General features: G+C 39.7%; 13 protein-coding genes. 8 read left to right on the forward strand and 5 right to left on the reverse strand.

Annotated elements, in window-relative coordinates:
• Positions 1-6: 6 nt before the first annotated feature.
• Together H5090_RS14230 and H5090_RS14235 are read right to left on the reverse strand one after the other, a co-directional pair.
• On the reverse strand, positions 7-909 hold the full coding sequence (locus H5090_RS14230) for a hypothetical protein (RefSeq protein WP_182696028.1): 903 nt from the start codon (positions 907-909) through the stop codon (positions 7-9).
• A 136-nt stretch (positions 910-1,045) separates the two neighbouring features.
• Entirely contained in the window at positions 1,046-3,283 is a 2,238-nt protein-coding gene (locus tag H5090_RS14235; protein WP_182696029.1) for an exonuclease domain-containing protein, read from the reverse strand.
• 89 nt (positions 3,284-3,372) lie between these two features.
• Here H5090_RS14235 and H5090_RS14240 point away from each other — a divergent pair, with 89 nt between their 5' ends.
• Positions 3,373-3,867, forward strand: a complete 495-nt coding sequence (locus H5090_RS14240; RefSeq protein WP_182696030.1) for a dual specificity protein phosphatase family protein — start codon at positions 3,373-3,375, stop codon at positions 3,865-3,867.
• A 102-nt stretch (positions 3,868-3,969) separates the two neighbouring features.
• On the opposite strand, the gene H5090_RS14245 is transcribed toward H5090_RS14240, so the two are convergent.
• Both H5090_RS14245 and H5090_RS14250 read right to left on the reverse strand, forming a co-directional pair.
• Positions 3,970-4,713 (reverse strand): competence protein CoiA, encoded by a 744-nt coding sequence (locus H5090_RS14245; protein ID WP_076924434.1) that lies wholly within the window; start codon positions 4,711-4,713, stop codon positions 3,970-3,972.
• Between the two features lie 62 nt (positions 4,714-4,775).
• Complete coding sequence (locus tag H5090_RS14250) at positions 4,776-5,231, reverse strand: hypothetical protein (RefSeq protein ID WP_182696031.1); 456 nt, start codon at positions 5,229-5,231, stop codon at positions 4,776-4,778.
• 370 nt (positions 5,232-5,601) lie between these two features.
• Here H5090_RS14250 and H5090_RS14255 point away from each other — a divergent pair, with 370 nt between their 5' ends.
• From H5090_RS14255 to H5090_RS14275, 5 genes are all read left to right on the forward strand, one after another.
• Positions 5,602-7,026, forward strand: a complete 1,425-nt coding sequence (locus tag H5090_RS14255; RefSeq protein WP_182696032.1) for a sugar porter family MFS transporter — start codon at positions 5,602-5,604, stop codon at positions 7,024-7,026.
• A 379-nt stretch (positions 7,027-7,405) separates the two neighbouring features.
• Entirely contained in the window at positions 7,406-8,665 is a 1,260-nt protein-coding gene (locus H5090_RS14260) for an OmpP1/FadL family transporter (RefSeq protein WP_182696033.1), read from the forward strand.
• A gap of 2 nt (positions 8,666-8,667) precedes the next feature.
• Positions 8,668-9,081 (forward strand): YeeE/YedE family protein, encoded by a 414-nt coding sequence (locus H5090_RS14265; protein ID WP_076914943.1) that lies wholly within the window; start codon positions 8,668-8,670, stop codon positions 9,079-9,081.
• A gap of 3 nt (positions 9,082-9,084) precedes the next feature.
• On the forward strand, positions 9,085-9,486 hold the full coding sequence (locus H5090_RS14270) for a DUF6691 family protein (protein WP_002958285.1): 402 nt from the start codon (positions 9,085-9,087) through the stop codon (positions 9,484-9,486).
• Positions 9,487-9,581: 95 nt separating this feature from the next.
• Complete coding sequence (locus H5090_RS14275) at positions 9,582-10,676, forward strand: mechanosensitive ion channel family protein (protein ID WP_182696034.1); 1,095 nt, start codon at positions 9,582-9,584, stop codon at positions 10,674-10,676.
• Between the two features lie 34 nt (positions 10,677-10,710).
• On the opposite strand, the gene H5090_RS14280 is transcribed toward H5090_RS14275, so the two are convergent.
• The gene (locus H5090_RS14280) at positions 10,711-12,846 is read right to left on the reverse strand and encodes a TonB-dependent siderophore receptor (protein ID WP_024595619.1); all 2,136 of its coding nucleotides are present in this window, start codon (positions 12,844-12,846) and stop codon (positions 10,711-10,713) included.
• Between the two features lie 223 nt (positions 12,847-13,069).
• On the opposite strand from H5090_RS14280, the gene zigA reads away from it, so the two are divergent.
• Positions 13,070-14,269: a zinc metallochaperone GTPase ZigA gene (gene zigA, locus H5090_RS14285; protein ID WP_182696035.1), complete on the forward strand. Its 1,200-nt coding sequence runs from the start codon at positions 13,070-13,072 to the stop codon at positions 14,267-14,269.
• Positions 14,269-14,958: a DUF1826 domain-containing protein gene (locus H5090_RS14290; RefSeq protein WP_024594779.1), complete on the forward strand. Its 690-nt coding sequence runs from the start codon at positions 14,269-14,271 to the stop codon at positions 14,956-14,958. The genes zigA and H5090_RS14290 overlap by 1 nt, the downstream gene beginning before the upstream one ends.
• The last annotated feature ends 5 nt before the right edge of the window (positions 14,959-14,963 follow it).

Consider the following 14,963-nt stretch of genomic DNA (forward strand, 5'->3'; position numbering starts at 1 on the left):
GGCGTATTAAAGGCCTAGGTCTAAGTCGTTAGTAATGTTGGTTACTACTTCACTTGCGGTGCTAAGTGCTACATCGTTACTAATTTGATCAGTAACCGCTGCACTCACCTGCCCGCTAACACTTTGTTGTACCGTGCTTTGTAAACTGCTAACCGTACTATCTTGCACACTGGCAATTAAAGATTGCTGAACATTGCTTACTACTTCATTACTGGTATTAATTGCATCACTCATTTGCAGTGCAGAGCTCACTGAGTTTGCAGCCGTATTAGTAATTGCTAATTGGTTTGTAAGCTCACCGGTATTAAGCGCATTAGTTGCATTAGTTGCATCAGCTTGTGTAACTGAATCGGTTGCGCTACTCACATTTGAAAGTAAAGAGGCACTTGTTAGTGTATCAGTAGTATCAGGCTGAGCGCCTTGCTCAGAGCTAACAGAAAGTAATGACGATTGGCTCACAGCGGTTGTTAAATTACCCGCCGATGAAGTTAACTGCGTTGTTGCATCGAGCGCTGTATTGGCTGTGGTATTGCTTGTGGAATTGCCTGTGGCATTTAAAGACGAGGCCGATGCATTTAATGCATTATTTAAAGATGAGCTGGCAGATGCAACTAATGTATTTGCAGGCTCTGCGGCCTCACTGCTTTCTTGCGTTGGAGTTTGCGTGTTATTCGCCGTTGAATCAGTGTTTTGCGAATCATCAGCCGTTACTTGTGTATCGTTAGATACGTTTGACTCGTTGCTACCACTGGCTGTTAAACCATTTTGTGAAAGCGCAATAGATGTAGATGTTTGTTGCTGCGCCGACGTTGACTGAGATAGTTCAATATCAGCGGCGTGCACTGCACCTGTAAAAGTACACACACCGCTTAACATCATTACGCTTACAATTTTATTTAATTTAGTCATTGTTTTGTCCTCTAGTTTGTCGGATTGACATAAAGAAGACGATTTACAAAAACACTTTATTCCAAAAATAAATAAAAAATTATAATAACGTTACTTAATTATTTAAGTTTCATACTCTTAAATATAAATTACTCGTTTACTGCGTTAGCGTTTCACTGTTTTGGATCAGCAATAACAGCTCGGCAGTGGCGGTAGCATCGGCCAATGCGCGGTGATGGCTGGTTAAATTTAAATTAAAATGCGCGCTGAGGTTACCAAGCGAATACGACTTTAAGCCTTTAAACGCTCTGCGCGATTCAACCACGGTGCACATTTTTGGCATTTTAAAAAAGTGCCCTGCAACCTCGCATTCTTTTTTTATAAAACCGTAATCAAAGTTTACGTTATGGGCTACAAAAATACTGCCTGCAAGTTTATCTAGTAGTGGCTGTGCTATATCGGCAAATACAGGCGCGTTGTAAACCATGCCATCGCTTATGCCGGTCAATTTAGTAATAAAGCTTGGGATATGGCGCTGCGGATAAATAAGAGTCGTCCAGGTATCAATTACTTTACCGTGCTGCACTTTAACAATGCCAATTTCGGTAATGCGGTTACCGCCTTTTAAGCCGCCCGTGGTTTCTATATCAACCACGCTGTAAATACGGTTAGGATCTACAAACCACTTAACTGCAGCAATATGTACTGTAAAGCCTACATTTTTTAAATTATCAATAGTGGTAAGTTGGTTGCGCCTAAGCTTATCGCCTGGGGCTTTTACCTCTTCAAAATGTACTTGGCCATTATTAATAACCATTAAGTCGGGGTAACCATCTTTTAACTGTAAATAGTGTTTGCTCATAGCCGTTAAGTGCGCAATTAACGCTTCAAGCGGGCTGTTTAAAATAAGTGCCTCTAGTGGCTCTAATAAATTGCTGCGCCATCTAAATAAACCATTGGGCTGCTCAAAATACTGCGCGGCATGCTTACATACCAAATTAAGCAGCGCCTGATTAGTGCTACAGCTTTTTAAACGTGCATCAATTTGCGTGCTTTGTGCTTCATAAAAATTACCAAGCTGTAAAACTTGCGGGTAAATATCAAATTCATTACACGGCGGGTATGGCGATTCAATAAATAACTCGTGCCAAAATACTAAGCCAAACAAGCTTTGCCATAAGGTGTTTTCGGTATTAAAAACCGTTAACCCTTTTGCACTGTAATACTCATTTACGCCTTGCTCTACATCGCCTCGGTAAATTTCGTCAATTTCCAGCACACACTGGGTGTCGGCCAGCATAGTACTTAAGCGCGAACGCGTTTGTTTATTAAACTTACGCATTAAAAAGTCATCAGCAAAGTACAGTAAATCGTCGGTGAGCGGGTTTTCTATAATTTGCTCTAGCTGCGCTTTAACCCACGCTTTATTACCTAGGCGGTATTGCTCTCTTATTTGAATTTCTTGTGCTTCGGCGTAATCGGTGCAGCCTTCAAGTAAGCTAAAAGCAAGTTCGCTATCGGTATTTTTAACTTGTTTGTACAGCCTAACCAGCAGTTTGTTTTTAATGTCGTGCGCTTGTGCGCCATGCGCCGGTTGCGCCAATACTAAATACGCAATCTCGGTGTAAGGGGCTTTGTCATCAAAGGTTTCATCTTTTATATTACCGGCTGTTTTACCAATGTTTTTAAACGCTAAACGGTAACGATTTAAAACGTAATTAGATTGCGCCTCAGCGAGTGTATTAAAGCGCGACAAGCTCTCGCTGTGCCCTTCGCGGGTAGCGGTTAACCCTAAATCGCGCATAACAAAGCGGTTTTGATGGTTTACATCGCCACTACTTAAGCGCCCTGCAAATAAAAACTCAAAATACTCGTAATAATCTTCACGGTTATTTATCACATACTGGCTATATAAAGGGGCTAAATCATCTGCGCGCTCACTAAAAAGTTGGCACGCAATAGTGACCAACTCCCCTTTAGCTGCGCTTTTCTTAAAGCTTACTTGCTCACTGTAATTACTGAGTAACTCCACCAGCATGGGCTTGGTTAAATGCGCTATAAGCTGCTTGTAATGCTGTGCGTTTGGCTCATATAAAATACCCGCTGTTTTTAGCGCATAAATAGCCTGATGCGGCGAGGTTATTTCTTCATAATTAAGCGATTGCGCCTGCACTAAATAAGGCTTTCGCGAGTACACACGCGCCAACATGCATTGGCTTTGCTCATCTAGCTGGTTAATTTTACTAATAAATTCGCTGTGTTTGGGCTCAAGTAAATGCATACATTTACTAGTTACAAACTCAATAAGCTCTCTAAAATGCGCTAAATAGTATTTTGCTGGTAATTCTTTTTTCATAATATCGCCATAACTGTATATAAAAACAGTATCTAGCATTTGTGCTTATTATTCAATCTTAAACTTGTAACTAAAACACGCTATAGTGAGCGTATTAAAGCAAATTTATTAAAAATAAAGGACTTACCATGAGCGCGCACCCATACAATGTTTTATCACTTAATAACGGCGCAAATATTATTTTTACGCCCTGCCCTGGCACAAAAACGCAAAACCTAGCGGATTCAATCACCACATTAAAGGCGGCTGGCACTCACATGCTGCTTTCACTTATGCCGCAAAAAGAACTTGAAAAAAACAACGTACAAACAATTAATAGTGAGTGCAGTAAGCACGATATAACCTGGTTTCATTTACCAATAAATGACGACAAAGCACCCAAACAGCCTTTTACATCAAGCTGGAACACCCACAAAACCGACATATTACAGGCCATACAACACAAACAAACCATTGCCATACATTGTAAAGGCGGCACTGGCCGCACAGGGTTGGTCGCTGCGCTTATTTTAAATTCGGCAGGTTACACAAAAGAAGAAGTATACAGCCTAGTACAAGGCATTCGCCCTAAAGCACTCACTATAGAATTGCAAAAAGAGTACTTTGAGAATTTTGAGGTGTAAGACAGAAATTGGGGAGGATTTAGCACTATAAATAGTGCCAATAATTCTATTTATAGCCTGTAATGAATTAGCACTGATAAGATTGATCACTTGTTATGCAACTCATTTAAACTTTGCCAAGAAATCATTTTTAATACATGCCTTAATACAGAAACTACTATAATTGTTAAAACGCATTAATTGCCAGATGACACCTTGTCCAAAGTCCAAATAAACTGGTTTTGTTGCTTTAAACCAAACATATCTAGGCCTTTTCCACTCAAAGAGGAAGTGTCCTACATGCGTGGATTTAATTATTCCATCTATTTTATCTGAGCTATGTATTTCTACTAACTCATTCGGACCTCGATACTCAGAAATAAAAGAATAAACGAAATGAGTTTTATGATTACTTGAATGAATAGATATATCTTCCATTGATTCATGCAGAGGATCAGGAAGCATCGCACTTAATTTTATGTTTTTCGCTAGATTACGACCATTTATTACCCAAATCATATCTCCGTAGAAATCCTCTCTTGATTTCAACTCAGCTTCAGACATTGGGGAGTTTTGAAATTCAATTACAATATTCTGCTCATTAACAACATCTGCAATATGCTTTTCACCACTTTTATCAAAGTATACTATTTCTTGATTATGATCTTCCCAATGATTTTTCCAATCTCGATGCCATTGGGATTCATTATCCCACCAAGGATCACAACTACATTTTACCTTGTGCGCCCAATGCCATCTAATTTTTGAACCACACTTTGCTACGGTTGGGCTACCACAATATATACAAACTCCTTTCATCTTAGGCAGAGGAGCTTGCTTAAATCCGTCAACTAATGAAAATTTCATAAGTACATAACACTCGGTTGTATAATGCCTCAATCAGCCGCTGCTGGATTGGCTTGTTATATTTATTTAACCAATTCAGGAGCGGGTAAAGTTTTTGTAATACTTTTATTTAGCGAATGATTGTCAAATGCTATAGAAACCATTGAAAGTTTCGCCACCAATTTTTCCCCCTTAAATAGAGCTAAATCCGTTCCTAATTCTGCACCATCAAGATCGGAGAGTGGAAAAGTTTTGTCAATTTTTTTCCAGCCAGATAATCCTTTAAGTAGGATTACTTCACTGTCTATTTTGATTTCATATTGCCGAAAGCTGAGTACCATCCACCAAGCAAAAATAGATGTTGTAACCAAAGCGAGAATTAACGCCAAAAGTTGTTCATTTGGCGATAACGAAGTATTGCTCTCGCTAAGGAATAAAATAGCGCCAGCATATATTGCAAAGAATCCGATACAGTTAAATGATAGTAAAAAAATTGATTTAAAAATGATTTGAAAAACTGAGCTACGAATTACAGACATGGTATCTCTATAAATATGACAATTTAATCGACGACATTTGTCGTTTTGTAAACCGACAATGTTCCTATATTCAATGCATTTACCTTAACCACCAAATAATCACTTGTAAACAATTACCTAACTTCAGAACAGGCTACGCAATTGCAAAAACACACCCAAATGGGTGAGAACAGTAATATTGGTCCAACAAATACTCCCCATACAAAACATATTATTTTTTTGAAAATCAATCGGTGTTATTCAAAAAAGGCGGTTACTTAATTTTAAAGCCTTTAAAAATGGCTCAATTTACACCCGCACAAGCGTATTCAGCCATAGCGCTTTACGATATCATGCTCTTTTAAATTTAAATTAACTTTCAGGGCATATAATGACAACGCACACACCGCCTTCCCACTCAGCCAACACAGTTGAACACACCTCTCTTTTTTACGTAATATTTATATCGGCTGTGGCTGCTATTGGTGGCTTTTTATTTGGTTTTGACTCGGGCGTTATTAACGGCACAGTGTCGGCACTCGGTAATGCATTTAATTCTAGCAGTGTAGCTACGGGCTTTAATGTAGCGTCTGTGTTATTAGGGTGCGCCCTAGGTGCGCTTGCTGCGGGGCCGCTGGCTGATAAGTTTGGTCGCCGTGCAATTATGATCATCACCGCGATTATTTTTGCCATTAGTGCATTTGGGTCGGGCATTAGCGAAAGCTCTGCGGAGTTTATTTTTTACCGTTTATTTGGTGGTTTAGGTATTGGTGCGGCATCGGTATTAGCGCCAGCTTACATTGCAGAAGTTGCGCCACCAGCACTACGTGGTCGTTTGGCTACATTACAACAACTCGCTATTGTATTGGGTTTATTTGCTGCTTTTTTAAGTAACTACTTAATTGCTGATGCAGCAGGCAGCGCGCAAAATATTTTAATGCTTGATACAGCCGCTTGGCGCTGGATGTTTTGGGCTGAGCTTGTGCCTGCTGTGTTGTTTTTAGTCGGTGTGTTGTTTATTCCTGAGTCGCCTCGTTATTTAGTGGCGCAAGGTAAAGTAGACGATGCTAAAGCGGTATTTAGTAAAATTTCGAACGACAACCTTGATGCGCAAATAAGCGATGTTAAAGGCTCTTTGCATAGCGATAAAAAGCCAAGTATTCGTGATTTATTTATTGATAACAGTAAAAAAGTACACCCAATTGTTTGGGTGGGTGTTGCGCTTAGTGTATTTCAGCAATTTGTGGGTATTAACGTGGTGTTTTATTACGGCTCTGAGCTTTGGCAAGCCGCTGGGTTTGACGAGTCGCAATCGCTATTTATAAATGTACTCGCAGGTACTACTAATATTGTATCAACCTTTATTGCCATTGCCCTAGTTGACAAAATTGGCCGTAAACCACTGCTCTTAGTAGGCAGTATTGGTATGTTTATTAGCTTAAGCGCGCTTACTTATATATTTGGTAGTGCAGGCCTTGATGAAGCAGGCAAACTTGCCCTTAGCGATAACATGGGTACGTTTGCACTGATTATGGCTAACTTATTTGTGGTATTTTTTGGCTTAAGTTGGGGCCCTGTTGTATGGGTATTATTAGGCGAAATGTTTAATAATCGTATTCGTGGTGCAGCCCTTGCTGTTGCAGCTAGCGCACAATGGATTGCTAACTTTGCCATTACCATGACCTTCCCTATTATGCTGGCTAACATTGGCCTTGCCGGTGCTTATGGCTTTTATGCGTTATCGGCACTTATAAGCATATTTTTTGTTGTTAAATACATAAAAGAAACACGCGGTAAAACGCTCGAATCTATGTAATTTTTAAAAGCGGTGATATTAATCACCGCTTTGCTTTTACATACAATGGCGTTATTTAAGAGTGATTGTTTGGATGAGCTCAACGTTAATTAATAAATATATTTTAAACTGCTGTTAATACGTAAACGCTCCTTTTACCAGCAAGCTTTTACTACCAAAGTTTATAGCTACCGATTGCATACTTAAATATCACTATAGCTCAATACGTTAGCGAAACTTTTAACTTAAGTTAAGGTTGAATAGCAATCTACGCTCATTTATTTTAACTTTATAACCATTGCCGTATTACCTTTTATTATAACTAATTTATTTAAATTCCTTTTTAGAATATCAAAAATTAGCTATTGTCCGCCCATTCCAACTTTATGTATTTACTAAAATGAAAAAACAGTTAATTTCAGGCTTAGCTTTAACGTGTGCGTTAGGTTCGTTCAGTGCATTTGCTACTAATGGTTATTTTACTCACGGCTATGGCATGACCCACAAAGGCATGGCTGGCGCAGGTGTAGCGCTGTCAGAAGAGTTAATGTCTGGCGCTAATAATCCAGCAACCTTTTTACCTAACGGAACAGAGCTATCTCTGGGCTTAGAGCTTTTTTCACCTGAACGAAAATATACTGCATCAAAAGTAGATACTTTTTACCCTGGCGCATTTTATCTTGAAGCAAAAACACAAAAAAGCGACAACACTGTATTTGCAATTCCAGAGTTTGCTATTGGCCATCAATTAAATGAAAAAGTAAATATTGGCTTATTAGTGTATGGCAACGGCGGTATGAATACCGAGTACGGCGCAGAATCCTCTCCTGAGGGGACTTTTTACGCTGGTACAACGGGCGTTGATTTAAAACAACTCTTTATTAGCCCAACAGTAAGCTATGAGTTGAATGAACAAACACGCCTTGGTGTATCCCCTATTTACGTGGTGCAACAGTTTGAAGCGCAAGGGCTTGGAAACTTTGCTCCTTTTTCGCAATCACCCCAAGCGCTTACAAATAATGGCACCGATACAAGCACAGGCTTAGGCATTCAACTAGGTATTAGCCAAGATATAAATTCGTCATTAAGCTGGGGGGCGAGTTACCGCTCATCAGTTTCTATGCAAGAGTTTGATAGCTATAAAGGTTTGTTTGCAGAGCAAGGCGGATTTGATCTACCAAGTTCGTTTCAACTTGGCGCAGCCTACAAGCTTACCCCAAGTAATCAGGTTGTATTTGATTGGCAAAAAATAAATTACAGCGAAGTAAAAAGTATTGCAAATCCAATCAGTAACTTGGTGTCAGCACCTTTAGGGGCTAACGCCGGCGCTGGGTTTGGCTGGAACGATATGACTATTTATAAGCTTGGCTATCAGTGGCAACGTACATCGCAACAAAAAATTCGTTTTGGGGTATCTTATACCGAGCAACCTATTCCTTCATCAAACGTTTTGCTTAATATTTTAGCCCCGGGCGTTCAAGAGTGGCATTTTACTACTGGCTTTAGCCATTCTTTTACCAACAAGGTACAATTAAACGCTATGGCTTTTTATTCGCCAGCAAAAAAAGTAACGGGTGCTAACTACTTAGCGCCTAATCAACAATTATCAATCGAAATGAAACAAACCGGTTTAGGCGTTTCTATTGTTTGGGAAATTTAAAAATGATAACAGAATTCACCCCAGTATCGGCTGCAATAGGCGGGGCATTAATAGGTATAGCGTGTACGTTATTACTGGTTTTATACGGAAAAGTTGCGGGCATATCAGGCATTGTTAAGTCTGTATTCGCTAAAGCAAATTCAGACTCTCGTTGGCAGTTATACTTTATTTTAGGGTTGTTGTTGGCAGGAGTGGCTGTAAGGGTATTTGCGCCATCTTTATTAGAAGGCGAATTGCAATTACCGCCTTGGCTTATTGTTGTTGCAGGGCTTTTAGTTGGCGCTGGTACAACGTTAGCTAATGGGTGCACAAGTGGCCATGGTGTGTGCGGCATGTCGCGCTTTTCTACTCGCTCTTGGGTTGCAACATGCACATTTATGCTTGTCGCCTTCATTACAGCAAACCTTGTAGGATAAATAATGAAAGCAATTATGATGGTTGTTATAGGCTTTATATTTGGCTTAGGACTTATTATTAGCGGGATGACAAACCCTGCTAAAGTGATTAACTTTCTTACGTATGGAAACCAATGGGACGCAAGCTTAATTATAGTGATGGCTGTTGCCATGCTAATAATGATGCTTACATGGTTATGGGTTGCAAAAAAAGAGAAGCCACTTCTTTCAGGAACGTTTAATTTAAGTGATTTAAAAAAAATTGATGCGCGCTTAATTATCGGCTCGGTACTTTTTGGTTTAGGCTGGGGTTTAAGTGGTATATGCCCAGGCCCGGGCTTGGTTCAATTAGTATCTCTTAAAATGGAGTTTTTATTGTTTTTTGCAGCCGTGCTAGGCGGTATGTGGTTAGCCAAAAAAGTATAATATTTGCTGCCGACTAAACTCGGCAGCTACTTTTACCCAAACAAAGGTACATAACTTGCTGCAATATATAAAACTATATTGAACAGGTTTAAGTTATGCTAAATAAAGCGCTGGAATTTTCTAACAACACACCTTGGTTAGGCGCAGCGTCCTCCCTTTTACTTATAGCTATACTACTGTTTTTAATTCGTTTTTTTGTAATGTACTGGCTAAAAAAATGGACTTCAAAAACCAAATTTATATTCGATACTTTACTAATAGAGTCAATATCTAAGCCGCTAACACTGTGCACAATTATTGTGCTACTCACCATTTTAGAGCACGACACTTTCATTATTGGTACTTCTATTTCTCAACAGATTCCTTTTAATAGCATTAATATTGTATTAGCTCTGCTTGCACTTATTATGTTTTTAGACCGCTTTATTATTGGCACTATTAATTACTATGGTAAACAATCTGCCGTGGTTTTTAATTCAAAAAGCATAATTAAAGGCGTGATACGCGTTACATTATCGTCAGTGGGATTACTGGTATTAATGGGCACGTTAGGTATTTCTATTACGCCCATTATTGCCTCGTTAGGTATTACATCACTAGCTGTTGCCCTTGCTTTGCAACCTACCCTTGAAAACTTTTTTTCTGGCGTGCAGCTAGTAATAGATAAACCTATAAGGGTGGGTGATTTTATTGAGCTTGAATCTAAGGAGCAAGGCTTTGTTGATCATATTGGCTGGCGATCTACATGGGTTAAAATGCTACCTAACAATATGATTATTATACCTAATAGCCAATTATCTAAATCGCGTATTATTAATTACTTTTACCCTGAAAAAGAGCTAAGCGTGCCTGTTGATATAAGCGTGCATTACGATTCAGATTTAGAATTTGTTGAACAAGTAACACTTGAAGTAGCTCGTGAAATACTTATTTCACACGAATGGGGCGTTGATGATTACAATACCTTTGTGGTTTTTCATACCTTTGATAGATCAAGCATTAACTTTACGGTAATGCTTAGAGCTAAAGAATACTTTAATCGCTTTTGGGTTAAATCTGCTTTTATAAAAGCCCTGCATAAACGCTATAAAAAAGAAGGTATTGTAATCCCCTTCCCTATTACGGCTATTAACACGACTCAAGAAGCCGCTAAATTTAATAGTGATAAAAAGGTGCAAGGCGATACGTAAAACAAAGCGCGAGTAACTCTCGCGCTAATAAGTATTAAAACTTGTAGGTTATTTGCCCAATAATTTCACGAGGGCTGCCAGGAAAGTGGCCGTTTCGTTCACTAAATCCACTAACCGCGTATTCTTTATCAAATAGGTTATTAATATTTACACTCAGCAATACGTCGTCAAAGCGACTCGTCCAGCTCATGTCAAATACAGTAAATGGTTTTACTTTTTGACCACTGGTACTCAGTTGCTCACTTACGTAATTTGCACCAAATGCAATTGATGAGTCAATTGAATCGATAGCGTAGCGAGTCCATAAACCTGCCTGGTGGCGTGGTGCATTAGCAAAGCGCGAACCGTCTCCAAATGTATTTGAAAGCGTATCACCCGTTACGCCGTCTACCACTTGCGTATCGTTGTAAGCGTAGTTAGCCGTTACGGTCCAGTGCGCTGATAAATCGCCGACTAAAGTTGTTTCAAATCCTCGGCTTTCTACTTCACCTATATTTAAAAGTGCAGCAATGCCATCCCCCGCTCCCGTATCGTCAGGGTTGCTCATTACCACGTTTTCTTTATTAATTTGGTAAATTGCAAAGGTGCTCATTATTTTGCCGTCGAGCCATTGGTTTTTCATACCCAGCTCGGTTTGCTTACCGGTTTCTGGTTCTAAATTACCTTCGCCTTCTACATCTTCTTGGTCGGCTGATGATGTAGGGTTAAAGCTCTCTGAGTAATTAATATATACCGATGTGTTTTCTACTGGCTGATAAGTAACAGCAACGCGCGGCGTTATATCGTTATCTGAGTAACTAAAACCTGTTTCTTGATTAAACTCTTTAAAATGGTCATAGCGCAAACCTGCAATTATTGTCCACTGCTCGCCTATGCTAATTACGTCTTGCGCGTATACACCAAATCGGTCGGTATCTACGCCATCGCGGTTCATGTCGGTAAGGTTATAAGTACTTGGATCGGTTTCACCGTAGTTTAAATTAAAAATATTTAAATTAGCGACGCCATCGGCCTCATATCGGGCGCGAAAGTAGTCATATTCGGTATCAACGGTGTGGTAATCACCACCAAATAAAAACTGATGGGTTAATTGTCCTTGTCCAAAGTTATAAACAAAGTCGGTGGTTACACTTGCCTCTTTATTGGCACGAAATTGCTTACGGTATTCACGCTTAATCGTTTCATCGTCAATATTGGCAACGCCATCACCGTTTACATCTACCCAGCTTTGCGACTCATGGTAGGCTTGGTCTCGCTCGTTATCCATGTAACGAAACGTAGTACTTAACGAAAAATCATCATTAAAATAATGGCTAAGTTCTGCTTGAAGCACCAAAGCTTCCATATTTTGATAATCAAACGACTCATTGGCGTTATAACTTGGGTCAACTAAAAAGTTACCGTTGTCATCTACCGGTACGCCACGTAAGCGGTTTCCGCCTAGGTCTTGTTTAATGTAGTCAACACTTGTGGTTAAGGTTGTTGAATCTGTTAAATCAAATAACAATCCGCCTGTCAGCTCGGTGTTTTTTGAGTCTGCATTGTTACGAAAGCTGTCTTGCTCTTCATAGTAACCACCCAATCTATAAGCCATTGTATCGCTTAAACCGCCGGTCATATCAAGTGATGCACCACGGGTGTTGTAGTTACCCAAAGTAAGCTTTAGTTCGCGTTTTTGTGTGTAGCTTGGCTTTTTGGTTACGTAATTAATCATCCCACCAGGTTCGCCACCGCCATACAAAGCAGAGGCAGGCCCTTTTAATACTTCAACACGTTCAACATTAAATAACTGCGGTACACCAAAGCCCGAATATGGGTCGCCACGCACACCATCATAAAATACATTGGCATCGTCTCTAAAACCACGAAAAGTTACGCCTGAGTAGCTGTATTCACTGACACCCGCAATAGAGCGGTATAAATCGGTAATGTCGCGCGCGGCTTGGTCAATAATAAGTTGCTCGGTTAACACCTGAGCCGATTGCGGAAGCTTAATAAGATCTAAATTAGTTTTGGTACCAATTTTACTTTCGGTTTCTAGGTAAAATTGCTGGGCACGGCCAGTTACTTCTATTTTTTCAATATCGTTATTTTGCTCGGCAAATGCCACATTAGAAAAAGCAGAAAAAGACGCAGCAATACTGAGCGCCAAATATTTTTGGTTAAACATATTGATCCAGAGAAGAGGTTTATAAAACGTTGCGAATGATAACGACTATCATTAACGTGTGCAATGTAAATAATTTCATATTCATCCTTATTTTTCGAATGAAGAGTTTTTGAGTAACACACTAAATTTGCAGCTCAGCATTAAAAAAATTAATTAGCATTACTGGAATACGAAATTGATATAATATAACATACCTTTGATTGTAATTTAGTAAGATTATTAAATGATAAATAAACTGCCCGTCACAGTGTTATCAGGTTTTTTGGGGGCTGGTAAAACCACTGTACTTAGCCATATTCTTAATAACAGGCAAGGTAAAAAAGTGGCTGTTATAGTTAACGATATGAGCGATATAAATATCGATGCAGCCACTATTAAAAACGATGTATCGCTCAATCACAGTAACGAAAAGCTCGTTGAAATGAGCAACGGTTGTATTTGCTGCACCCTACGAGAAGACTTACTTGTTGAAGTGGGCAAACTTGCCAAAGATGGGCGTTTTAATTACCTCGTTATTGAATCAACCGGTATTTCTGAGCCATTACCTGTAGCCGAAACCTTCACATTTGCCGATGAAAATGGCGTATCACTGGGTGATATTGCCACCCTTGATACTATGGTAACGGTGGTTGATGCCGTTAACTTTTTAAACGACTACGAACAAGCAAATGATGTACAAGATACTGGCGAATCGTTAGGAGAAGACGACGAGCGAAGCGTAGCCGACCTACTTGTTGACCAAGTTGAATTTGCCGATGTAATCTTAATTAGTAAAACTGATTTAATTACAAACGATGAATTAAATAAACTCACTGCCATTTTAAATACGCTTAATACTCAAGCTAACATTATTCCTATTTCAGACGGCCATATTAATATTAACGAAGTGCTAAACACGGGTTTATTTAATTTTGAACGTGCCCAACAAGCACCGGGGTGGCTTAAAGAAATGCGTGGTGAACATATTCCCGAGACTGAAGAGTATGGTATTAGCAGCTTTAATTACACTGCGCGCCGCCCATTTGACCCAGAAAAGTTTTATAACTTTCTTCATAGCACCGAACAATTTGGCAAACTTATTCGCTCAAAAGGGTATTTTTGGTTAGCAACACGCCCTTTATTTTGCGCGCAGTGGAGCCAAGCAGGCGGTATAGCTCATTACGGATTTGCTGGTATGTTTTTTAAAGCCATCCCCCAAAAAGACTGGCCTACAGAGCCTGAACTGCTTGCTGACATAAATAATAAATGGGTAGAACCCTTTGGTGACATGCGCCAAGAGCTTGTGTTTATTGGTCAATCATTAAATAAACAAGCGATGATTAAAGCGCTTGATGACTGCCTACTACCAGAAGATGCCGTACTTAAAGGTAAAGACTTTTGGAGAACCTATAACGACCCGTTTCCTATTTGGGAGGAAGAGTAATGAATGCCCTAGCCCCAATAACTGCGCAAATAAAGCCTGCGGAACCGCTGTACCGAAAAGCAGCTAAAGAGTGTGACGCCGATGTATTGCCACAAATTTATAACCAAGACACTAACATTGTTATTTGGCAAAGAGACCTTGAGCAAACATTAACAAATGCAGTTAATACTCTCATTAGCGCAAATGCTTTAAAGCCACTAGAGCTTGCGGTATCGCCCGATGATGCGTTTGATCAATTAATAAAAACGCTTAAGCCAGAAGATAATAACCGCGATGAAGTTAAAGCGCTGTGTGAAGATATTGCACTGTTGGTTGAAATGTTTTGCTGCCTGTTTGATTTAAAACGCGCCGGTTTAAGGCTAAAAATATTAGATAAACCCATGTGCCCGCGTTTTCATGTAGACAAAATTCCGTGCCGGCTAGTTACTACCTATCAAGGTGTTGCTACGCAGTGGTTAAATCACAGCGATGTAAACCGCTCAAAGCTAGGTACTGGTAATTTAGGTAAACCCGATGAAGAGTCTGGCTTATTTAAAAGCCTAAATAATATTAATCAACTCAAGCAAGGTGATGTTGCCCTGCTTAAAGGCGAGTACTGGGATGAAAACGAAGGTGCAGGGCTTGTACATCGCTCACCAGCGGTGGCTGCAAACGAGCAACGCTTATTACTTACGCTCGATTTTATCTAAAATTT

The organism is Pseudoalteromonas sp. SR43-5, assembly GCF_014163835.1.
In the GTDB taxonomy this organism is placed as follows: Bacteria; Pseudomonadota; Gammaproteobacteria; order Enterobacterales; family Alteromonadaceae; genus Pseudoalteromonas; species Pseudoalteromonas distincta.